Raw genomic sequence first — 20,558 nt, forward strand, 5'->3', positions numbered from 1 at the left:
GCGGGGACTTCGACCTGATCCCGAACTCGGCCATAGCGTCGGCCTTCGCCATCCCGCCGTCGACCACGGCCGACGCCGCGGCGACCCTCTGCTCGAATGTGTACCTGGATTGTTTCCCGCCCATGGACAGCAGCGCCTCGCTTCCGAACGCCCGGTATACCCACTGCCATTCTCTCACGGTCTCGCGGGGGACGGACAGGGCCTCGGCCGCCGGCTTGCAGCCGACGCCGGCGTCGAAGAGCTCGACGGCCCGCCTCCTGGACTCCAGGTCGTGCTTCACCCTGAGGTCTATACTCATGGAAAACCTCCCATTTCCCGATGTCCAAGAAATGGGAGGCAGTTCACAGGCACCTTTGTGGTGGTTTTGCCGCAATGGTTCAACCGCGGTCCCAAAACGTCTCGATCTGTAACAGTTAGAACCCATTTTCCGGTCTATCTGTTACAGATCGAGACATTCAAATCCCCCTTAAGGGAAAATCTCAATCTGTAACAATAACTCGGCAAAATCGGTCCCAGATGTTACAGATTGAGACAAAGGGACGGCGCGGTTCGGAAGTATCTCAATCTGTAACACCTAGCCCACTTTTAACGGTCCAGTTGTTACAGACGTAGACAAACCGGCAGACAACGAAAGCGGCAACGCCCGTGATGGACGTTGCCGTTTTTCTATTGAGAAAACTACTCGGTTTTCGATACTAACCACCACAATGGGGACAGGCGCCTTTGTGGTGGTTTTGGCCTTAGCCCGTCCCCTGCTGTTAGACCGTGATGACGTTGTCCATTGCCCGGTACTTGGCGGGGACCTCGCCTGCGGTAATAATCGTTGCGTCGCGGAAGTCCGCGAACTTGACGGGCGCCACCATGCCAAATTTACTGGCGTCCGAGATTACGAAGCGCTTGGCTGTATGGCGCATCGAGATACGCTTTACTTGCGCCTCCTCGATATCGGGCGCCGTGAAGCCCTGCTCGGCGGCAATGCCGTTAGAGCCCCAAAAGCCACAGTTGAAGTTGTAGCGGTCTAAGGTTGCCAAGGCATCGGGGCCAACGAGCGCCTCGGTTTCGGGTTTGAGCTCGCCGCCCAGCACCACGGTACGCATGCCGCGCAAAGCAAGGCGTTGAGCATGAAGCACGGAATCGGTCACATAGGTGACATCTTCAAGGTGTGGAAGATGCTCGATGAGCTTGAGGGTCGTCGAGCCCGAGTCGATGTATACAAAGCTCTCGGGCTCCACAAGCGCCGCCGCACGGGCGCAGATACGCTCCTTGTCGTCGTTATGGAGGTCGCTGCGCTCATTAAGCGTTAGGTCGCGCGTCACGTGCGCGCGCTCAAGACTCGTCGCTCCACCGTGGACCTTGGCGATGCGGTGCGCTCGGTCGAGCGTCTGCAGGTCGCGCCGAATGGTAGACGCCGTCACGCCCAGGGCCTCAGCAAGCTCCGGCACGGTAACCGAGCCAGCCTGCTGCACCATCGACACGATCGCGTTGAGCCTATCTTCCGCTAGCATCGCTTACTCCTCCTCGGGGTACACGACTCCCCAGTCGGCGCGAAGCTTGGTCATCAGCTCCATAACATCAGAAGCATAGCCCAGAAGCTCGCACTTCGAATCATCGCCGGCAACGGCCTTCTCCAGGTCGGCCATCTCGTAGCACAGAGCGTATGCCTCGGTGCCAGCGTGGACCTCCTCACGGCGACCGTCCGCAGTCCACACGATGGTCGCATGGTCGGCGCGCGGATACTCGTTGACCTCGATATAGCATTTGTCGAAGCTGATAACCGAACGCTTGGGCTGCTTGGAGTGGAGCGTAAGGCTCACCACGCCCAGCTGCTGCTCGGCGTTACGGCAGACAATGCCACTCGCGACGTCAACGCCGGTCTCACAGGTGTTGCCCAGAGAGACGACCTCCACGGGTTGACTGGCCATAAACAGGCGCATGACAGACAGGGCATACACGCCAATGTCGAGCATGGCGCCGCCGGCGAGACTACGGTTGTAGAACCGGTTGGTCAGGTCCCCGTACTCCTTATAGCTGCCAAAGTTGAGCTGGGCGAGGTTCATGCGACCAAAGTCGCCCGCATCCATGCGGCGGCGCAGCTCCTGATACAGCGGCATGTGAAGCACCGTGGTGGCGTCCATAAGGACGACGTTGTGCTCGTCGGCGATGGCACGCGCCTCGTCGAGCTCAGCGGAATTGAGGGTAATGGCCTTCTCGCAGAGCACGTGCTTACCAGCTGCCAGAGCGGCTCGCAGGTAGGTGATATGCGTGTTGTGCGGCGTGGTGATATAGACGGCGTCGATGTCCGGATCGGCGTAGAGGTCCTCGACCGTCTCGTACACCTTCTCGACGCCATACTGCTCGGCAAAAGCCTGGGCTTTGGAAAGCGTACGGTTGGCGACACCCGCGAGCTTGCGGCCGGCCAGCGCGAGGGACTGGGCCATTTGGTTGGCGATAACACCGCACCCGATCACTGCCCAGCGAAGCTCGGGAGCCGTAAAAATGTCGTTTGGGAACGGCTGATTCTGGACCGAGGCAAACGCCGCCTTTGCGGCTGCCTCGGCGTCGAGCGGAGCCTGTTTGGAATCTGCCATGATGTGCCTCCTGAGTCATCGGAAGTCCTTCATTTCTAACAACCCTATAGTCGCACAATTGCGCGCGTATCTGCTCGTGTTTGCGTGCTTATTTGCTTATCGGTCATTATTTAGCCATAGTTGGCAGATGTTTGCGCGGTTATGCGCATTATCGCGCAAGCCTATGCGCGTAAATGCGCATGCAACGATCCTTGTGAAACAGAAAGGTGCGGAACACCATAGCCCTAAAAGACAGAGCCAGCTGTATTACTTCACCCCTCTGGGGGCACCAGACATCAAAGGACCGTCCCAAACTGCCGGCAAAAAGGGAACGTCCCTATGTGCCGGCAGTTTGGGACAGTCCCTAAGTGCCGCTTTCGTTGAAGCCTATCCAAGATGGCCAGATATACAAATCTAAAGACTGTCCCTATCAACTAGCCGTTTAAGAACGTCCCCAACGACTAGTCATTTAAGTCTGTCCCCAATGAGTGCAAACACTCATTTAAGTCTGTCCCCAATGAGTGGGGATAGAAAAAGGCCCGGGTGCCGTGGGGCATCCGGGCCTTTGCTAGCAACTTGATGTTGCGGGCAACTTAGAACTTGTGGCCGCACTTCTTGCAGACGCGCAGCTTGTTCTTGCCGTCCTTCTCGTGACCGACGCGGGTAACCTTACCGCACTCGGGGCAAACGAGATTGACGTTGGAGGCGTCGATGGGAGCCTCCTGCGAAACGATGCCGCCCTGCTGGTTGGCAGCGTTGGGCTTGACGGCCTTCTTGACGACCGAAACGCCCTCGACAACGACCTTGTTCTCGGCGGGGAGAGCACGCAGGACAACGCCCTGCTTGCCGCGATCCTTACCAGAGAGAACCTGGACCTTATCGCCCTTCTTGATATACATATATCTCCCCTAACTACAGGGTCTCGGGAGCGAGCGAGACGATCTTCATGTACTTCTTGTCACGAAGCTCGCGAGCGACAGGCCCGAAGATACGGGTGCCGACGGGCGAACCATCGTTGTTGATGACAACGCAGGCGTTCTCATCAAAGCGAATGTAGGAGCCATCCTTGCGGCGGATCTCCTTAACGGTGCGAACGACGACGCAACGGACAACGTCCTTCTTCTTGACGTTGGCGCCAGGGGTAGCCTCCTGGACAGCACCGATGAACACATCGCCGATGCCTGCATAACGACGCTTGGAACCGCCAAGCACCTTGATGCAGCGAATCTTGCGAGCGCCGGAGTTGTCGGCGACGTTCAGCATGGTTTGCATCTGAATCATGGTAGATGTTCCTCCGAACTAAGAACCGAAGAGAGGTGCGCTGCCTTTAGACGGCCTGTGGTATGCAAGCCAGGCATACGCACATCTTCGGAAACGTACAAGTCGTAAGAGCGACTGCTTATTTAGCGCGCTCGACGACCTCGATGAGGCGCCAACGCTTCATCTTGGACATAGGACGGGTCTCCATAACGCGGACGGTGTCGCCCACGCCAGCCGTGCACTCCTCGTCGTGAGCGTGCAGCTTCTTGGAGCTGGTCATCATCTTGCCGTACTTGGGGTGACGCTTGCGCTCGGTGATGGTGACAACAATGGTCTTGGCACCGGAGACGGAGGTAACGACACCCGTACGGACCTTACGCGAGTTACGCGAATCAGTCATGTTCTCTCCTTAGGTCCTACTCGGCGACAGCGGACTTCTCCGCTGCGATCTCACGGGCGCGCTGCTCCGTGAGGACGCGAGCGATGTCCTTCTTCACGGTGTTGACGCGAGCGGTGTTGTCCAGCTGGCTGGTGGCCATCTGGAAACGAAGGTTAAAGAGCTCGGCGCGCATTTCCTTCAGCTTCTCAACGAGCTGAGCGTCCGAGAGCTCACGAATCTCTGCGGGCTTCATTAGTTCTCCTCCTTGGCGGCGGCGGCGTCCTCAGCAGCCCACTTGGCCTCGAGAGCGGCCTCCTCAGCCATCTCCTTCTCGATGCGCTGCTCAGCGTTCTTGGCAGCAACTATCTTGGTCTTGATGGGAAGCTTGTGCTGTGCAAGACGCAGAGCCTCGCGAGCGACCTCCTCGGGCACGCCCTTGACCTCGAACATGATGCGGCCGGGCTTGACGACGGCCACCCACTCCTCGGGGTTACCCTTACCAGAACCCATGCGAGTCTCGGCAGGCTTCTTGGTGATGGGCTTATCGGGGAAGATCGTGATGTAGACACGACCGCCACGCTTCATGTAGCGGGTCATGGCAATACGAGCGGCCTCGATCTGACGGTTGGTGATCCAATGGGCCTCGAGAGCCTGGATACCAAACTCGCCGAAATGCAGCTCGGTATTACCCTTGGCCTGGCCCTTCATGGAGCCACGCTGCACCTTGCGGTGAAGAATACGCTTAGGGGCAAGCACTACTGACCCCTCCTCTCGGAGTTACGACGACGAGGACGGGAAGAGCCCTCGAGTGCAGGGTTGGGAACAGGCTGGCCCGGGAGCTTCTCGCCCAGGTAGATCCAGACCTTCACGCCGCAGGCACCCATGGTGGTGCTGGCGACAGCCGTGCCGTAGTCGATCTTGGCACGGAGGGTGTGCAGAGGCACGCGACCCTCACGGTACCACTCACGACGGCCCATCTCGGCACCGCCGAGACGACCGGAGCACTGGATACGGATGCCCTTGGCGCCGGCCTTGCGGGCGGACTGGACAGCCTTGCGCATAGCGCGACGGAAGGCAACGCGGCCCTCGAGCTGCTCAGCGATGGACTGAGCAACGAGGTTGGCGTCGAGCTCGGGACGCTTGATCTCGACAACGTCGACGGAGAGCTGGCCCTTGGAGACGCCAGCGACCTTCTCGAGCTCGGTGCGGAGGGTATCGATCTCGGCACCCTTCTTACCGATGACAACGCCGGGGCGAGCGGTGAGGATGATGACCTTCACCTTGTCGCCAGCGCGCTCGATCTCGACGCGGGAGACAGCTGCGCGGGAAAGACGCTTCTCGAGGTACTTGCGGATCTCGAGATCGTTACCGAGGGTCTTAGCGTAATCCTTCTCTGCGAACCAGCGGGAGCGCCAGTTCTCGGTGATGCCAAGACGGAAGCCGGTGGGGTAGACTTTCTGACCCATACAGCTTTACGCCTCCTTTCGAGGAGCAACGACGACGGTGATGTGGGAAGTACGCTTCAGAATGCGAGAAGCGGAACCCTTGGCGCGGGGACGGATGCGCTTAAGCGTCGGACCCTCGTCAACATAGGCAGCGGCGACAACCAGGTTGTCGGCACGCAGACCGTTGTTGTTCTCGGCGTTCGCAACGGCGGAACGGAGAACCTTCTCGACATCCACGGCGACGGCGCGGTCGCAGAAGTGGAGGATGTCGAAGGCCTGAGCAACAGGCTTGCGGCGGATCAGATCGACCACCAGGCGGGCCTTGCTGGGGGAAACACGCACGTACTTAGCGACGGCGCGAACCTCGGTGGCCTCAGTTTCAATAGACTTAGTTGCCATTTACGGTTAACCCCCTATTTGGCCTTGTGGCCACGGAACGTACGAGTCGGCGCGAACTCGCCGAGCTTGTGACCAACCATGGACTCGGTAACATACACGGGCACATGCTTGCGGCCGTCGTGGACGGCGATGGTGTGACCAACCATCTCGGGGAAGATGGTGGACGCGCGGGACCAGGTCTTCACGACGTCCTTCTTGCCAGCCTCGTTCATCGCGGTGATACGCGAGAGAAGGCGAGTCTCCACGAACGGGCCCTTTTTGAGACTTCTGCTCATAAGTGCTTTCTCCTAAAACTCGGTATCCGAAATTACTTCTTACGGCGACGAATGATGTGCTGGTTCGAGACCTTCTTCTTCTTGCGCGTACGAAGGCCCTTCGTCGGCTTACCCCAGGGGGTAACGGAGGGACGACCAGAGGTGTGGTTCTTGCCCTCGCCACCGCCGTGCGGGTGGTCGACAGGGTTCATGACGGTACCGCGGACGGTCGGGCGCACGTTCATGTGACGCTTACGGCCGGCCTTGCCGATGACGATGTTGGAGTGATCGGCGTTGCCGACCTCACCGACGGTGGCGCGGCAGGTAACGAGGATGCGGCGCATCTCGGAGGAAGGCATACGGACGATAGCGTACTTGCCCTCCTTACCCATCAGCTGGCAGGAGTTACCGGCGGAACGGGCGATAGCAGCGCCCTTGCCCGGCTGGAACTCGACGGCGTGGATGAGCGTACCGACGGGGATGTCGGCGAGGGGCAGAGCGTTGCCCGGCTTGATGTCGGCGTCAGAACCGGACATGATGGTCTGACCGACCTCGAGGCCCTTGGGGGCCAGGATGTAGCGCTTCTCACCGTCAGCGTAGTGCAGCAGAGCGATGCGAGCGGAACGGTTCGGATCGTACTCGATCGTGGCAACCTTGGCGGGCACGCCGTCCTTGTTGCGCTTGAAGTCGATCACGCGGTAACGACGCTTCACGCCGCCGCCCTGGTGGCGGGTGGTGATGCGGCCGTTGTTGTTACGACCGGCCTTCTTGGGCAGGGGCTCGAGAAGAGACTTCTCGGGCTTGGTGCAGGTGATCTCGGAGAAGTCGGAGATCGTCTGCCAACGCCTACCAGCGGAGGTCGGCTTAAGGTGCTTTACAGCCATTACAATCCCTTTCAATAGGAATCCGTTAGCCATCGCAGACAGGGATTCGAGGTTCTGCCTCGGGTGCGATGACACCGGACGTATACACGGTTCCGGGCGTGTCCATTTTATACGCCCAAAACCTTGAGCTCCCGCCTCCCCTATTTGGGAGGCATGAGCTCACTCAACAGCAGCGAGTCTTAGGCCTGGTTGCCAAAGACCTCGATGGTGTCGCCCTCGGCCAGCGTGACGATGGCCTTCTTCCAAGAACGGGTCTTGCCGGCGACATAGCGCACGCGCTTGGTCTTGGGCTTGACCGTCAGGGTGTTCACGCGAACGACCTTGACGCCGAAGATCTCCTCGACAGCGTCCTTGATCTGATACTTGTTAGCATCCTTGGCGACCTCGAACGTGTACTTGTTCAGCTCCATGCCGGAGAAGGAACGCTCGGACACGATCGGACGGATGATGATCTCGTGGGCGGTCATTTATGCAAGCACCTCCCCGAAGTGAGCGGCGATGTCGGCGGGCATCAGCACAGCGTTGTTGTTGACGAGATCGTAGGTGTTGGCCTCGTCAGCGGTGATGATGAACGTCTTGGGAATGTTGCGGAACGACAGGTAGGCGTTGACGTCCTCATCGCGAACGATGATGGTCAGACGCTTGCCCTCAAGGCCGAGAGCCTTGAGCATGGCGACGGCAGCCTTGGTGGAAGGCTTCTCGAAGCCGTAGTCGTCGACGAGCACGAGCTCGCCATCGGCCAGCTTGGCGGACAGCGCGGAACGCATAGCCAGCTTGACCTCCTTGTTGTTCATACGCTTAGCGTAGGAACGGGGCTTGGGGGCGAAGACGACGCCACCGTGACGCCACTGGGCAGCACGGATGGAACCCTGGCGGGCACGGCCGGTGCCCTTCTGACGCCAAGGCTTCTTGCCGCCACCGGAAACCTCAGAGCGACCCTTAGCAGACTGGGTGCCCTGACGCCAAGAGGCCATCTGGCACTTGACGATGTGGTGCATAACGTGGATGTTCGGCTCGATGCCGTACACCTCAGCGGCGAGCTCGGCCTCGGCGACCTTCTTGCCCTCGCTGTTCTTTACTTCAAACTTTGCCATTTAAGTGTTCTCCTTGGTATGACGCTGGGCTAAATGGGCTGGGCCCTTAGGCCATACGGATGGCGACGAGACCATTCTTGGCACCCGGGACAGCGCCCTTGACCAAGATGAGGTTCTGCTCGGCATCGATGCGGACAACGGAAAGGTTCTTGACGGTAACGCGCTCGTTACCCATGTGACCGGCCATCTTAACGCCCTTGAGGACGCGCGCAGGATAGGCGCACTGACCGATAGAACCGGGGTGACGCTGGAAGTGAGAACCATGCGTCATAGGACCGCGGCGCTGACCCCAGCGCTTGATGCGACCCTGGAAGCCTTTACCCTTGGAGGTACCGATGACGTCGACCTTCTCGACATCAGCGAAATCAGCGACGGTGACGACCTCGCCGACCTTGTGCTCCTCGCCGTTCTCGACGCGGACCTCACGAAGGAAGCGGACAGGCTCGACGCCAGCCTTGGCGAAGTGACCAGCCATGGGCTTGTTCACGTTCTTGGCCTTGATGTCGCCGAAACCGATCTGGACGGCGTCATAGCCGTCGGTTGCCTGAGTTTTAACCTGCGAGACAGCGCAGGGGCCAGCCTGGATGACCGTGACGGGAACGACGTTGTCGTCCTCGTCCCAAACCTGGGTCATGCCAATCTTGCGGCCGAGAATCATGCTGATCAAGATATGATCCCAACTCTCGCGTGGTCTTGGGACAATGCGTACACCACCGAGCGTACGCCCCTAGAGGACCACTACTTACACGACGTGCTCCCCAGCCTTGTATTTCGCCCGGACTACCTGACAACCCTATTAAGCAGGCATTTTGTCCAGCCAGAATACTCCCCTGGTTTCACACAGCTGTTTAGTATACACGGCTGCGGGCGTATCCATCGAGATTCATATTTCACTCACATTGTTTACGCAGGTAAAGTGCGTGGCACGTCTCCCGAGCTTTGGCGGAGGGGCGGGGCCGAGAGTAGTTAAAGTTGCTGCTCTACAGTCCTGCTCACGACGGAGAGCACATTAAGTGCTCTCCTGTTCGTGCGGAACTCGCGACAACCTTAACTACTCTCGGCCCCGCCCCTCCGCCAAAGCTCGGGAGACGACACGTTGATGTCTGCTAAACCTTGCTCGCTCAGGCTAATGACTTTGTTGGGGATCGATGATTTGCTGCAAGGTGAACTTGGATTGAGACGTGTCGCCCTCTTCTCCCGACTTTTCCTCATCGAAATCGAAGATCATGATGGCGCAGTTGGGGAGTTTTGTTGGGAGCTCAAAGTCCTCTGGGGCTGCAGCCTTGATGAATTGGCGGCTGGCGCTGCCGTGGCTTACTGCTAGGAGGGTTTCTATGCCCTCGGCGCCCATGAGATTGGTGAGGGTGTCTACCATGCGCTCTTGCAGCGCGCGGCTTCCTTCTCCTCCGAAGGGGACCAGGTCCTCGCCTGGATCCCAGACGTCGGTGGGTAGAGCGTCGTGCGGGCCTTCTTCGAAGGTGCCGTAGCAGCGCTCGATGATGCCTTCGCAGGGATCAACTGCTGCGTCCGGGCCAAGGAGCTCGCTTGCGACGAGACTTGCCGTGTCCATGGCTCGGCCCAAAGGGGAGGAGACCACCTTGTCGGGAACGACGTTGTGGGCTTTGAGCCATGCGGCTGCCACCCGTGCCTGCTGACGGCCCAGGTCGGTCAGCGGCGAATCGCAGCGGCCCTGGACCAGCTTTTTGACGTTGAACTCCGTCTGACCGTGGCGGAGTAGATACAGCTTCTTCATGCTCTCCCCTTCTGCATAACCTGCTTTGCCGGCACAGCCTTACTCGTGGGTATGTCCTACGTAGTCTTCGTCGATCGTAATCTTGGCAATCGACCTGGGGTATTCCGATTCGACCCGTTGTGCCAGCGCGTGCTTTAAGTCTTCGGCACTCATCTGCAGATCCGAGGGACGCACGCAGTCAAAGATCACGTTGGTGTGCGTGGGGCCCGGCACACAGCGCAAATCATGAATCGAAAGGCGGCTATCGATCTCTTGAGCCATAGCGTTGATGCGCAAGCGCATGCTCGCCACCTTTGGATCGTCGGTCACGATGGGGTCGTAGTGAAGTGTGACAATCATGCCGTCTTCGTTCCTAAACGACTGCTCGATGTTATCGAGCGTGTCGTGACTTTCCAGCGGGCTGGCCTCGGCTGCCATCTCGGCGTGAGCGCTTGCGAACTTCCTGCCCGGGCCGTAGTCGTGAACCATCAAATCGTGAACTCCCAAAACGCCGGGATAGCTCATGATCTTGTCTCGAATGTGCTTGACCAGCTTAGGATCGGGCGACTGACCCAAAAGCGGGCTCACCGTATCTTGAATAAGTTCAAAGCCGCTCCAGCCAATATAGGCGCCAACGGCAAGTCCGACCCATGCGTCAAGATTGATGTGCGTCACCTGCGAAACAATTGCACATGCCAGCACGGCGCCTGTGGCAAGAACATCGTTCTTGGAATCCTGGGCAGTCGCATGCAGTGTCTCGGACTCGATACGGTCGCCGAGCTTTTGGTTGAGCGCCGCCATCCACAGCTTAACAACCATCGAAAGCGCCAGGACTGCCACCAGGGCAAGCGAGAACTCGACAGGTTCGGGGTGGATGATACGCTCAAACGAGGACTTCACCAGTTCAAGGCCAATGAGAAGCACGAGCGCCGCCACGACAAGACCCGAGAGGTACTCGTAGCGACCATGGCCGTATGGATGCTCGGGGTCGGCGGGCTTGCTCGCCAGCTTAAAGCCCAGCACGCTCACGATATTCGAGCTGGCATCGGACAGGTTGTTCATGGCATCCGCCACAATCGAAACCGATCCCGAAACCACACCGATTGCGCCCTTCGCAGCACAAAGCGCAACATTGGCGAGAATACACACCACGCCCGTCAACGTGCCCACGCGCGCACGGTCGCCCTGTGCGCGCTTAACAATCCACTCGACCATCTACATCCGCCCCCACGGCACTACCTATATATCTATTGCTCAAACGGATTGTAGTGTAGCCACTTTGTCTCCCAGATACAAAGAGGCCGCAGCCCGCGCGGGCCACGGCCTTGGAGCATGACAAAAGAATCGTCCTTTTGTCGCGCAGGTTTATGCGCTTACTTCAGCAGCGCTCGCCACTGTTTCGGGCGAATCGGCTCCGTCCTCCGTCGCCTGTCCCTGCGCCGGCACCACGCCAAAGCAGTAGCTCAGCGCCGCAGACACCGCAAATGCCACACCGCCGGCAACGCAGCACCACAGCAGGTTCGAGATGCCGCCCGTGGCAAAGCCAATGACCATAAGGACATTCGTCATGCCGATGGTATAGGCCGTAACGTGGCCCACGGCCGCAACAAGGCCTCCGACGGCGCCGCCAATGGCCATGCACGTCAGGCACCTGCCATATTTAAAGCCGCAACCGTACAGCGCCGGCTCGCTTACGCCGCCAAGAACACCCGAGATCGAATAGCCCAGCATGAGCGCCTTCTCGTCCTTATCCGCAACGCGGAGCGACGCGCCAAAAGGCATGCCCCAAACGGCGAACGTTGCCATCGTCGCAGCGATCAAAATGCACGAATCCGTTCCCACACTCATAAACTGCGCATAGGCGAGCGATAGGACAACGTTGCTGACGCCGGCGATCTTTAGGAACTCCCAGCCCGCGGCAAGCCCCATGAGCGTGAACAGCGACACGATGCCACCGGAATTGCCAAGCATAAACATAAGCTGTCCCAACAGCATGCCCAGATAGCTGCCCGCCGGCGCCGTAATGCACAGCGAAACCGGAACCATGACAAGCATGGTTGCAAACGGAACGAACGAAAACGCCACGGCCTTAGGGATAACGCGCCGAAAGAAACACTCCACTTGCCATAGCACAGGCACCGAGATGAGAACCGGAATAACAGTCGTCGTGTAATCGTTGACCGGCGCAGGAAGCAGACCATACACGGAAGTCATCGATGCCCCCGTCGTCGATGCGGCATCGACGAGCTTAAGCAGATCGGGCGCAATCAATACGCCGCCCAGCATCATGCCCAGCTGCTCCGAGCAACCGAGCTGGCGGGCGGCCGCCCAACCAAGATAAATGGGCAAAAAGTAGTAGCCGGCGTTATAGAGCCAACTGTAGAACAGGCGATAGATTTCGGAATCGGCAGACCATAGGCCCAGCATGCCTTCGCCCATAATGACGGCGACGGTGCGGAACAACGCCGCGCAGACAATAAACGGTAACGCCGACATCATGCTTTTGGACAGATAGTCCACCACGGCCATGGCGTTTGATGAGACCGTCGTTGTAAACGAGGTGTTAGAAACTTGTGACACAGGAACCCTTTCCCAATGTGACATGCGGACTGTCCCTTTGTCACATCGTGCGATACTGACCGATTGCGCGGTACTTTTCGTAGCGGAGGTTTGTGAGGGTCGCGTCGTCGAGCCGCCCAAGCGTATCGAAGGCATCAAATGCCGAGGACATGACGGCACCGGCGATCTCCTCATGCGACAGGCCCCTATCATCAACAATGCCGTCGATGATGCCGAGCGCCAACAGATCGGGGGCCGTGAGCTTAAGCGCTTCGGCGGCCTCATTCGCGCGCTCGGTATCCTTCCACAGAATCGACGCACAGGCCTCGGGGCTCACGACCGAATAGGCCGAGCTCGAGAGCATCAGGATGCGGTCGGCCACGGACAGCGCCAGCGCGCCACCAGAGCCGCCCTCGCCTATTACCACCGAGACAATCGGCGTCTTAAGGCCGCTCATCTCCATGAGATTCTGGGCGATGGCCTCGCCCTGACCGCGTTCCTCGGCACCGATGCCGCAAAACGCACCCGAAGCATCGACCAGGCACAGAACCGGTCGACCAAACTTTTCGGCCTGGCGCATCAGGCGACGCGCTTTGCGGTAGCCCTCGGGATGCGCCATGCCAAAGTTGCGGCGCATACGCTCTTTGGTCGTGGTGCCGCGCTCGATGGCGATAACCGTTACGGGGCGTCCGTCTTTCCAGCCAATGCCAGTCACCACAGCGGCGTCGTCGCCAAAGTAACGGTCGCCGTGCAGCTCCACAAATCCATCCAGGCCCAGCGAGATCATCTCACCCGCCGTGGCGCGATCTGCCGAGCGGGTCTGCTTGACAATCTCGAGCGCGGTTTTTGGTGCCGGCGAGCGCTTAAACAGGTGTCCCAGCTTTTTGCCGCGGCGACCCGTATGCACGATCTCATGCGGTGCCCCCAGGCCGGGCGCGTGCCCTTCGTGCAGCGCCAGCAGCTCGCCTACCGTGAGCGCAATCTCGCCACGCGGAACAACGGCATCGCAAAAGCCGTGCTCCAGCAAAAACTCGGAACGCTGGAATCCCTTGGGCAGGCGTTTGTGCATGTTCTGCTCGATCACGCGCGGGCCGGCAAAAGCCGTCAGGGCATCGGGCTCGGCCAGGATAATGTCGCCCTCCATGGCAAAGCTCGCGGTTACGCCTCCGGTCGTGGGGTCGGTGAGCACCGTGACATACAGGCCGCCCGCCTCGCTGTGGCGCCTAACCGCCGCAGAGATTTTGGCCATCTGCATGAGCGAGGTCACGCCCTCCTGCATGCGGGCGCCACCCGATACGGTAAAGCCAACGACCGGCAGCCCCAGCTCGGTCGCACGCTCAAATGTGCGACAGATCTTCTCGCCCACCACGGAGCCCATCGAGCCCATCATAAAGTTGGCATCCATAAAGAAGAGCGCGGTATCGCAGCCGCAGATTTTACCCCTACCGCACACGACGGCATCGCGCTCGCCCGAACGCTCGCTCACGCTCTTGAGCTTGTCGGCATAGCCGGGAAACGAGAGGAAGTCCTCCGACGCCAGATTGGCATCCCATTCCTCAAACGTGCCCCCGTCGACCGTCATGCGCATGCGCGCGCGACCGCTCACGCGAAAGTGTTTGCCGCAACGAGGGCAGACCTCGAGGTTGTCGTGCAGGCGTGCCTCATCGATCACACGGCGGCACTCCGGGCACTTGATAAACACGTGGCGTGCGGGAAACTCGGCGCACGACTCGGTCATCGGCCCCTCGAGGACGTTGACCGTCTTCGCTTTTCTATTCATCAGCATAGAGATGCCCCATCAGATCGGTGTGGTACATGCCCGACAAGAACTCGTCGTTTGCCAGCACGTCGAGCTGAAGCTCGCTGTTTTCGCTCACGCCCTCAATCACGAGCTCGCCCAGGGCCGAGCGCATCTTGCGAATGGCGCCGTCACGCGTGGGCGCACACACGATGAGCTTGCCAAGCATGGAGTCGTAGTACGGCGGAACTTTCGCACCGGTAAACATGGCGGAATCCCAGCGCACGCGCGGACCACCCGGCACACGCAACGCGGTGACCGTTCCGCATGACGGCAGAAAGTCCGGCGTTTCGGCATTGATGCGGCACTCCATGGCGTGGTTGCGGACCGGCATGTCCTCCTGCTCAAAGGGCAGAGGCTGGCCGGCTGCCACGCGCAGCTGCCACTTGACCAAGTCGGTATCGGTCACAAACTCCGTAACCGGATGCTCCACCTGCAAGCGCGTGTTCATTTCCATAAAGTAGAAATTGCCGTCGTCCGAATACAGGAACTCGATGGTACCGGCTCCTTCGTAGCCGACGGCACGAGCCAGGTCACGCGCTGCCTTGTGCATGCGAGCACGAATGTCGTCGTGTCCGTCGAGGCACGGCGCGGGGCTCTCCTCGATTAGCTTTTGGTTGCGCCGCTGCACCGAGCACTCGCGCTCGCCGAGCGAAAACACATGGCCCTGCTTATCGGCCATAATCTGCACCTCAACGTGATGCGCCGGCGCGACGAACTTCTCCATGTAGCACTCGCCGTCGCCAAAAACGGCCTCGCCCTCGGCACGCGCCTCGATGAACGCCTTTGCCGCATCTTCCACGCGCTCGACCTTGCGAATGCCGCGACCGCCACCGCCCGCGCGCGCCTTAATGAGCACGGGACAGCCAATGCGCTCGGCCTCGGCCGTCGCCTCCTCGGGACTTTTGAGCAAATCGCAGCCCGGCACGATGGGCACGCCCGCCGCGGCAGCCGTTCGGCGTGCGGCGTCCTTGTCGCCCATGCTGTCGATCACCTCGGCCGAAGGACCGACAAAAGCCAGGCCATACTTGTCGCAGTCGCGTACAAAGCTCGCCTTCTCGGAAAAGAAGCCGTACCCAGGATGGATCGCCTTTGCGCCCGACTTTACGGCACAGGTGAGCACGGCATCGTCGTTGAGGTAGCTCTCGGCAAGACGCGGGCCGCCGATGCAATACGCCTCGTCGGCAAGTTGCACGTGCAGCGCGTCCGCATCGGCCGTGGAATAGACGGCGACGGTTTTGATGCCCATATCGCGGCACGCGCGAATAACACGGACCGCGACTTCGCCGCGGTTGGCGATGAGCACTTTGTCGAACATGAAGCCTTCCTTAACTTTCGTGCATGAGTGCAAAAGACATATCGGCGCGGCAGCAAACCTCACCGTTGACGCTCGCAGTACCCGTCGCAAAGCGGAACGGCCCGCGCACACGCGTGATGGTGCACACCAGATCCACCGTGTCGCCCGGGCGCACCGGACGCTTAAAGCGCACCTTGTCCAGACTCGTGTAGAACGGCGTCGCGCCGCGCGCTTCCTCATCGCCCATCAGCAGCACGCAACAGTTTTGGGCGAGCATCTCGCACTGAATCACGCCGGGGACCACCGGGTTTCCCGGAAAATGCCCCTGCAAAAAGTACTCGTCGCCCGTAATCGTGATCTTGCCGTGGGTCTCGTCGCCCACCAGCTCGGCTTCGTCGAGCAAAAGCATCGGCTCGCGATGCGGTAACAGCTTCTTGAGCTCTTCTTTGTTCATGGATATCACCTATCCGATCCTCATGAGGCAGCTGCCGAACTCCACGAGGTCGCCGTCGGCCACGCAGATCTCGAGCACCTCGCCATCCGCCTCTGCCGTCACCTCGTTGAGAACCTTCATGGCCTCGATGATGCAAAGGGTCTCGCCAGCCTTGACCTTGGAGCCCACGTGCACAAACGGTTCGTCGCCCGGCGCCGGGGCAGCATAGAAAACGCCGACCATGGGAGCGGTCACCTCGGTGCCCTTGGGCTCCGGTGCGGCGGCAGGTGTCTGCGCGGCGGGCTCCGGTGCGGCAGGCGCGACTGTGGGAGCTGCAACTGGAGCGGCCATAGCGCTCGGCATGGGCATGGGCACGGCAACCGGCTGTGCGGCGCTCGCGCGCTCGAGTTCGACCGCGGTGCCATCGGGCTCCTCAACGCGCACGCGCGTGAGGCCGCGGTCCTCCATAACATCGGCTATCTCGGCAAGTCTTTTGGAATCCATGCTCTAGCTCCTCGTATATCTACGCAGCGCGATGGCGGCGTTGTGTCCGCCAAAGCCCAGGTTGGTCGAAAGCGCCCAGGTAAGGTCGGCGCGAACCGCGCGATTGGGCGTGTAGTCAAGATCGCAGGCGGAATCGGGCGTGTGGTAGTTAATGGTCGGCGGCACCACGCCCTGCTCGAGCGCCATGGCGCAGGCCATGACCTCGATGGCGCCCGTGGCACCGATCATGTGGCCGGTCATCGACTTAGTCGACGAGACGTGCGCGGCGCGCGCCGCGTCCTCGCCGAGCGCACGCTTAATGCCAGCCGTCTCGGACGAATCGTTGAGCTTGGTAGATGTGCCGTGGGCATTGATGTAGAGGCCCTCGGAAGGCTTAACGTCGCCCTCAGCCACCGCCAGCGATATCGCGCGGGCAATGCCGGCAGCCTCGGGATCGGGGCTCGTGATGTGATAGGCATCATCGGTGTTGCCGTAGCCCACGACCTCGGCATAAATGTGCGCACCGCGCGCCTGCGCATGCTCCATGCCCTCGAGAACCAGCACGCAGGCGCCCTCGCCCATCACAAAGCCGTCGCGGTCTGCATCGAACGGGCGGCAAGCCGTCGACGGGTCAGGATTAGTGGTGAGAGCACGGCAGGATGTAAAGCCCGCAACGGCATCGGGGATGATTGCGGCCTCGGCGCCGCCCGCGAGGATCGCGTCGGCATAGCCGTGCTTGATGGCGCGGAACGCCTCGCCCACCGCATGGGCCGAGGTTGCGCACGCGGTCACCACGGGCAGGGTCGGGCCCTTTGCCTTGTGGCGGATTGCGATATTGCCCGATGCCATGTTGGGAATCATCATCGCGATCATATAGGGCGATGCGCGGCGGGGCCCACGTTCGGCAATCGTATGGACGTTGTCGACGAGCGTCGTCATGCCGCCCACGCCCGAGCCCACGTAGACGCCCAGGCGCTCGCGATCGATGGCGCCTTCGACATCAAAGCCCGCATCGTGCATGGCTTCGTCCGAAGCCGCCATCGCAAACTGAACGCAGGGGTCGAGATGCTTGGCGTCACGCTTGCCAAAGTACTCGTTGCCGTCAAAGCCCTTGACCTCGGCTGCCACCTTGACGGCAAACGCATCAGTATCGAAGTGCGTGATCGGGCCGATGCCGCACGTGCCGGCGCACATGGCCGCCCAGGTGGCAAGCGCGGTGTTGCCGAGCGGCGATACGGCACCGATGCCGGTGATTGCAACTCTCTGTTCCATCATGGTCTCCTCATTCAAGCCGTTGTTCGGCCCTGGTTTCTACATCGCCATTCCGCCGTCGACGCGCACGACCTCGCCCGTAATGTAGGCAGCCGCATCACTCGCCAAAAAGCGCACCACGCCGGCCACTTCCTCGGGGCGCGCCATGCGCCTCAGGGGAATCTGCTCCTCGCACGCCGCACGCACCTTATCCGATAGCTTTGCCGTCATATCGGTCTCGACAAACCCGGGTGCGACCGCGTTCACTCGTACGCCGCGGGGCGCAAGCTCGCGCGCCACCGCCTTGGTCAGGCCGATCACGCCCGCCTTGGAGGCAGCGTAGTTGGCCTGCCCGGCATTGCCCATCAGGCCCACAACAGAGCTCATGTTGACGACGCAACCGCCGCGCTGTCGCATAAAGGTCTTGGTGAGCGCGCGCGTCATATTGAATGTTCCCTTGAGATTGACATCGAGCACGCGATCGAAAGCATCATCGCCCATACGCATGAGCAGGCCATCGCGGGTGATGCCAGCGTTGTTGACGAGCGCCCAAATGGAGCCAAAGTCGTTGAGGACCGCTTCCACGCACGCGTTGACGGCAGCGGGGTCGGCCACGTCGCATTGATATGCGCGTGCCGCGGCGCCAGCCGCCTCGCAGGCTTCGCACGTCTCGCGCGCCGCATCGACGCTGCCGGCATAGACGACAGCGATATCAAAGCCGTCCTCCGCCAGACCGACAGCGCAGGCGCGGCCGATACCACGCGATCCGCCCGTGACCAGTGCCACGCGACGTGAGTCGTTGCGCTCGAGCGCGCCGTTGTTCAAGTTGCCCATGTCATTCCTTTCGGGTTACAGCCCTGTGGACTATGCGAGCTCGTCGGCAATAGCTGCGACCTGCTCGGCCGTTTCGCACGAATACACGCGAACGTCGCTCAGCGTACGCTTGACCAGGCCCGACAGCGTTTTGCCAGGGCCGACCTCAATAAACGTGTCGATGCCCTGATCCTGCAGAGCATGCAGCGTGTCGACCCAGCGAACGGCATGACTCACCTGGTTGGCCAAGACACCCGATGTCACTCGCGGGTCCGCCGGATAGGGCGCCGCCGTCATGTTTGCCATCACCGGAATCAGCAGCGGAGACGGCGCGTGGCCGGCTTGGATATACGTCGCCAGACCCTCAGTCGCCTCGGCCATATAGGGGCTATGGAATGCACCCGACACCGCGACCTTCATGGCCCGGCCACCAGCCTCTTTTACCAAGGCGTCGAGCTCCTGCAGCGCCTCGGGCGCTCCGGCAACAACCGTCTGCTGCGGACTGTTGTAGTTGACCGGCCAGCAGTCCTCGCCGGCCTGCGCAGCCAGGTTCTCGACTTGCGCCGCATCAAGCTTGATGACGGCGCGCATGCCGCCCGGATGGCGCTCGGCAGCCGCGGCCATCAGCGCCGCGCGCTCGCACACGAGCTCAAAGCCCGCTCGCGTATCGAACGCCCCCGCAAAGGTGAGCGCGGCGACCTCGCCTAGCGAGAATCCCGCACAGGCGGCAGGTACCACGCCGCGCTCACGCAGGGCGGCAGCCGCTGCTAGGTCGTGAACGAACACGCACGGCTGCGTGTTCTCGGTCTGCGAGAGCTCCTCCTTGGAGGCACTCCGGCATTGCTCGCTGGTCCCCGGGCGCACCTCGTCGGCAATGGCGAACACCTCGGCGGCCGCCGGCGATGTCTCGATCAGATCGACGCCCATCGCGGGGTGTTGGGCACCCTGGCCGGCAAACAGAAACGCTACGCTACCCATGCGCACGCACCCTTCAGGACGCGCTCGGCGCCATCGACCAGGTCGTCAACGATTTCACGTGCGCTCTGGCGCTCGCTAACCATGCCGGCAATCTGTCCACACAAAAACGAACCCTCTTCGTAATTACCGTCCTTGGCGGCCTTGCGAAGGGCGCCCGTGCCCATGGCCCCGAGCTCCTCGACGCTTGCGCCCGCCGCCTCGCTCTTAGCGTAGGCGTTGGTAAAGGGGCTCTTGAGGGCACGCACCGGGTGTCCCGTCGAGCGGCCGGTCGCACGCGTCGAGGTGTCGTTGGCCTTCAGGACCATCTCCTTGTACTGCTCCGATACGGTGCACTCGTCTGCGATCAGAAAGCGCGTACCCACCTGCACGCCGGCGGCGCCCAGCATAAAGGCGGCCGCCATGCCGCGGCCGTCGGCAATACCGCCGGCAGCCACGACGGGAATGTCGACCGCATCGACGACCTGCGGCACCAGTGCCATCGTCGAGGTCTCGCCAATATGGCCGCCCGATTCGGTGCCCTCGGCAACAACCGCCGTGGCCCCACGACGCGCCACGAGGCGCGCCAGCGCCACCGAGGCAACGACCGGGATGACCTTGATGCCCGCCTCGTTCCACGCCTTCATGTACTTGGTGGGATTGCCGGCACCCGTCACGACGACCGGTACTCGCTCGTCAATCACAACCTGGGCGACCTCGTCGGCGAACGGGCTCATGAGCATGACGTTGACGCCAAAGGGCTTATCCGTCCTGGCGCGCAGCTTATGAATCTGGTCGCGAAGCCAGTTGGCGTCGGCGTTCATGGCCGCGATGATGCCTAAGCCACCCGCCTCGGACACTGCGGACGCCAGCGAGGCATCGGCAATCCAGGCCATACCGCCCTGGAACACGGGCTTTTCGATGCCGAGCAGATCGCAGAGAGGAGTCTTGAGCAT

Annotated in this window: 24 protein-coding genes and 2 pseudogenes; all 26 read right to left on the reverse strand. The window is 60.9% G+C overall.

Annotated features, from left to right (window positions below):
- A pseudogene (locus HMPREF9463_RS11105) lies at positions 1-298 on the reverse strand (helix-turn-helix domain-containing protein); the annotation flags it as partial.
- A gap of 460 nt (positions 299-758) precedes the next feature.
- Positions 759-1,505 carry a DeoR/GlpR family DNA-binding transcription regulator gene (locus HMPREF9463_RS04560; RefSeq protein WP_035137481.1) on the reverse strand — a complete coding sequence of 249 codons (747 nt, stop codon included), beginning with the start codon at positions 1,503-1,505 and terminating at the stop codon, positions 759-761.
- Between the two features lie 3 nt (positions 1,506-1,508).
- Positions 1,509-2,588: a Gfo/Idh/MocA family protein gene (locus HMPREF9463_RS04565; RefSeq protein WP_084591779.1), complete on the reverse strand. Its 1,080-nt coding sequence runs from the start codon at positions 2,586-2,588 to the stop codon at positions 1,509-1,511.
- Positions 2,589-3,160: 572 nt separating this feature from the next.
- Positions 3,161-3,466, reverse strand: coding sequence for a 50S ribosomal protein L24 (gene rplX, locus HMPREF9463_RS04570; RefSeq protein ID WP_006235043.1), 306 nt, complete (start codon positions 3,464-3,466; stop codon positions 3,161-3,163).
- Positions 3,467-3,479: 13 nt separating this feature from the next.
- The gene (gene rplN, locus HMPREF9463_RS04575) at positions 3,480-3,848 is read right to left on the reverse strand and encodes a 50S ribosomal protein L14 (RefSeq protein WP_006235041.1); all 369 of its coding nucleotides are present in this window, start codon (positions 3,846-3,848) and stop codon (positions 3,480-3,482) included.
- Between the two features lie 118 nt (positions 3,849-3,966).
- Positions 3,967-4,227, reverse strand: a complete 261-nt coding sequence (gene rpsQ, locus HMPREF9463_RS04580; protein ID WP_006235040.1) for a 30S ribosomal protein S17 — start codon at positions 4,225-4,227, stop codon at positions 3,967-3,969.
- Positions 4,228-4,243: 16 nt separating this feature from the next.
- Complete coding sequence (gene rpmC, locus HMPREF9463_RS04585) at positions 4,244-4,459, reverse strand: 50S ribosomal protein L29 (RefSeq protein ID WP_006235039.1); 216 nt, start codon at positions 4,457-4,459, stop codon at positions 4,244-4,246.
- Between the two features lie 107 nt (positions 4,460-4,566).
- Positions 4,567-4,962: pseudogene (rplP, locus tag HMPREF9463_RS04590) on the reverse strand (50S ribosomal protein L16); the annotation flags it as partial.
- Positions 4,962-5,672: a 30S ribosomal protein S3 gene (gene rpsC, locus HMPREF9463_RS04595; protein WP_006235037.1), complete on the reverse strand. Its 711-nt coding sequence runs from the start codon at positions 5,670-5,672 to the stop codon at positions 4,962-4,964. The gene rpsC and the pseudogene rplP, both read right to left, overlap by 1 nt.
- 6 nt (positions 5,673-5,678) lie before the next feature.
- Positions 5,679-6,050, reverse strand: coding sequence for a 50S ribosomal protein L22 (gene rplV / locus HMPREF9463_RS04600; protein ID WP_006235036.1), 372 nt, complete (start codon positions 6,048-6,050; stop codon positions 5,679-5,681).
- A gap of 14 nt (positions 6,051-6,064) precedes the next feature.
- Complete coding sequence (gene rpsS / locus HMPREF9463_RS04605) at positions 6,065-6,325, reverse strand: 30S ribosomal protein S19 (protein ID WP_006235035.1); 261 nt, start codon at positions 6,323-6,325, stop codon at positions 6,065-6,067.
- A 32-nt stretch (positions 6,326-6,357) separates the two neighbouring features.
- Positions 6,358-7,188: a 50S ribosomal protein L2 gene (rplB, locus tag HMPREF9463_RS04610; protein ID WP_022094198.1), complete on the reverse strand. Its 831-nt coding sequence runs from the start codon at positions 7,186-7,188 to the stop codon at positions 6,358-6,360.
- 179 nt (positions 7,189-7,367) lie between these two features.
- Entirely contained in the window at positions 7,368-7,655 is a 288-nt protein-coding gene (rplW, locus tag HMPREF9463_RS04615) for a 50S ribosomal protein L23 (protein WP_022094197.1), read from the reverse strand.
- Positions 7,656-8,282 (reverse strand): 50S ribosomal protein L4, encoded by a 627-nt coding sequence (gene rplD / locus HMPREF9463_RS04620; RefSeq protein WP_006235032.1) that lies wholly within the window; start codon positions 8,280-8,282, stop codon positions 7,656-7,658. It lies immediately after the preceding gene.
- Between the two features lie 46 nt (positions 8,283-8,328).
- A complete protein-coding gene (gene rplC / locus HMPREF9463_RS04625; RefSeq protein ID WP_035137484.1) occupies positions 8,329-8,949 on the reverse strand; it encodes a 50S ribosomal protein L3 in 621 nt (206 codons plus the stop codon).
- 459 nt (positions 8,950-9,408) lie between these two features.
- Positions 9,409-10,035, reverse strand: a complete 627-nt coding sequence (locus tag HMPREF9463_RS04630; protein WP_052044077.1) for a histidine phosphatase family protein — start codon at positions 10,033-10,035, stop codon at positions 9,409-9,411.
- A 39-nt stretch (positions 10,036-10,074) separates the two neighbouring features.
- Positions 10,075-11,229: a cation diffusion facilitator family transporter gene (locus HMPREF9463_RS04635; protein WP_035137486.1), complete on the reverse strand. Its 1,155-nt coding sequence runs from the start codon at positions 11,227-11,229 to the stop codon at positions 10,075-10,077.
- A 150-nt stretch (positions 11,230-11,379) separates the two neighbouring features.
- Positions 11,380-12,594 (reverse strand): hypothetical protein, encoded by a 1,215-nt coding sequence (locus HMPREF9463_RS04640; protein ID WP_052044078.1) that lies wholly within the window; start codon positions 12,592-12,594, stop codon positions 11,380-11,382.
- 40 nt (positions 12,595-12,634) lie between these two features.
- Positions 12,635-14,353, reverse strand: a complete 1,719-nt coding sequence (gene accD / locus HMPREF9463_RS04645) for an acetyl-CoA carboxylase, carboxyltransferase subunit beta (RefSeq protein ID WP_232219753.1) — start codon at positions 14,351-14,353, stop codon at positions 12,635-12,637.
- Positions 14,346-15,689, reverse strand: a complete 1,344-nt coding sequence (locus HMPREF9463_RS04650) for an acetyl-CoA carboxylase biotin carboxylase subunit (RefSeq protein ID WP_035137491.1) — start codon at positions 15,687-15,689, stop codon at positions 14,346-14,348. Before HMPREF9463_RS04650 ends, accD begins: the two co-directional genes overlap by 8 nt.
- A 10-nt stretch (positions 15,690-15,699) precedes the next feature.
- On the reverse strand, positions 15,700-16,122 hold the full coding sequence (gene fabZ, locus HMPREF9463_RS04655) for a 3-hydroxyacyl-ACP dehydratase FabZ (protein WP_035137493.1): 423 nt from the start codon (positions 16,120-16,122) through the stop codon (positions 15,700-15,702).
- A gap of 9 nt (positions 16,123-16,131) precedes the next feature.
- Positions 16,132-16,605, reverse strand: coding sequence for an acetyl-CoA carboxylase biotin carboxyl carrier protein (gene accB / locus HMPREF9463_RS04660; RefSeq protein ID WP_022094191.1), 474 nt, complete (start codon positions 16,603-16,605; stop codon positions 16,132-16,134).
- 3 nt (positions 16,606-16,608) lie between these two features.
- Complete coding sequence (gene fabF, locus HMPREF9463_RS04665) at positions 16,609-17,856, reverse strand: beta-ketoacyl-ACP synthase II (protein ID WP_035137495.1); 1,248 nt, start codon at positions 17,854-17,856, stop codon at positions 16,609-16,611.
- 39 nt (positions 17,857-17,895) lie between these two features.
- Positions 17,896-18,669: a 3-oxoacyl-[acyl-carrier-protein] reductase gene (fabG, locus tag HMPREF9463_RS04670; RefSeq protein WP_052044080.1), complete on the reverse strand. Its 774-nt coding sequence runs from the start codon at positions 18,667-18,669 to the stop codon at positions 17,896-17,898.
- A 30-nt stretch (positions 18,670-18,699) separates the two neighbouring features.
- Positions 18,700-19,626 (reverse strand): ACP S-malonyltransferase, encoded by a 927-nt coding sequence (locus HMPREF9463_RS04675; protein ID WP_035137496.1) that lies wholly within the window; start codon positions 19,624-19,626, stop codon positions 18,700-18,702.
- Positions 19,614-20,558, reverse strand: a complete 945-nt coding sequence (fabK, locus tag HMPREF9463_RS04680; RefSeq protein ID WP_035137499.1) for an enoyl-[acyl-carrier-protein] reductase FabK — start codon at positions 20,556-20,558, stop codon at positions 19,614-19,616. Before fabK ends, HMPREF9463_RS04675 begins: the two co-directional genes overlap by 13 nt.

It is taken from the genome of Collinsella sp. 4_8_47FAA, assembly GCF_000763055.1.
Classification (GTDB): domain Bacteria; phylum Actinomycetota; class Coriobacteriia; order Coriobacteriales; family Coriobacteriaceae; genus Collinsella.

Coding starts and splice junctions, on each gene's coding strand:
- HMPREF9463_RS04560 (WP_035137481.1), bottom strand. CDS start 1,505: ATGCTAGCGGAAGATAGGCTCAACGCGATCGTGTCGATGGTGCAGCAG.
- HMPREF9463_RS04565 (WP_084591779.1), bottom strand. CDS start 2,588: ATGGCAGATTCCAAACAGGCTCCGCTCGACGCCGAGGCAGCCGCAAAG.
- rplX (WP_006235043.1), bottom strand. CDS start 3,466: ATGTATATCAAGAAGGGCGATAAGGTCCAGGTTCTCTCTGGTAAGGAT.
- rplN (WP_006235041.1), bottom strand. CDS start 3,848: ATGATTCAGATGCAAACCATGCTGAACGTCGCCGACAACTCCGGCGCT.
- rpsQ (WP_006235040.1), bottom strand. CDS start 4,227: ATGACTGATTCGCGTAACTCGCGTAAGGTCCGTACGGGTGTCGTTACC.
- rpmC (WP_006235039.1), bottom strand. CDS start 4,459: ATGAAGCCCGCAGAGATTCGTGAGCTCTCGGACGCTCAGCTCGTTGAG.
- rpsC (WP_006235037.1), bottom strand. CDS start 5,672: ATGGGTCAGAAAGTCTACCCCACCGGCTTCCGTCTTGGCATCACCGAG.
- rplV (WP_006235036.1), bottom strand. CDS start 6,050: ATGGCAACTAAGTCTATTGAAACTGAGGCCACCGAGGTTCGCGCCGTC.
- rpsS (WP_006235035.1), bottom strand. CDS start 6,325: ATGAGCAGAAGTCTCAAAAAGGGCCCGTTCGTGGAGACTCGCCTTCTC.
- rplB (WP_022094198.1), bottom strand. CDS start 7,188: ATGGCTGTAAAGCACCTTAAGCCGACCTCCGCTGGTAGGCGTTGGCAG.
- rplW (WP_022094197.1), bottom strand. CDS start 7,655: ATGACCGCCCACGAGATCATCATCCGTCCGATCGTGTCCGAGCGTTCC.
- rplD (WP_006235032.1), bottom strand. CDS start 8,282: ATGGCAAAGTTTGAAGTAAAGAACAGCGAGGGCAAGAAGGTCGCCGAG.
- HMPREF9463_RS04630 (WP_052044077.1), bottom strand. CDS start 10,035: ATGAAGAAGCTGTATCTACTCCGCCACGGTCAGACGGAGTTCAACGTC.
- HMPREF9463_RS04635 (WP_035137486.1), bottom strand. CDS start 11,229: ATGGTCGAGTGGATTGTTAAGCGCGCACAGGGCGACCGTGCGCGCGTG.
- accD (WP_232219753.1), bottom strand. CDS start 14,353: ATGAATAGAAAAGCGAAGACGGTCAACGTCCTCGAGGGGCCGATGACC.
- HMPREF9463_RS04650 (WP_035137491.1), bottom strand. CDS start 15,689: ATGTTCGACAAAGTGCTCATCGCCAACCGCGGCGAAGTCGCGGTCCGT.
- fabZ (WP_035137493.1), bottom strand. CDS start 16,122: ATGAACAAAGAAGAGCTCAAGAAGCTGTTACCGCATCGCGAGCCGATG.
- accB (WP_022094191.1), bottom strand. CDS start 16,605: ATGGATTCCAAAAGACTTGCCGAGATAGCCGATGTTATGGAGGACCGC.
- fabF (WP_035137495.1), bottom strand. CDS start 17,856: ATGGAACAGAGAGTTGCAATCACCGGCATCGGTGCCGTATCGCCGCTC.
- fabG (WP_052044080.1), bottom strand. CDS start 18,669: ATGGGCAACTTGAACAACGGCGCGCTCGAGCGCAACGACTCACGTCGC.
- HMPREF9463_RS04675 (WP_035137496.1), bottom strand. CDS start 19,626: ATGGGTAGCGTAGCGTTTCTGTTTGCCGGCCAGGGTGCCCAACACCCC.
- fabK (WP_035137499.1), bottom strand. CDS start 20,558: ATGCTCAAGACTCCTCTCTGCGATCTGCTCGGCATCGAAAAGCCCGTG.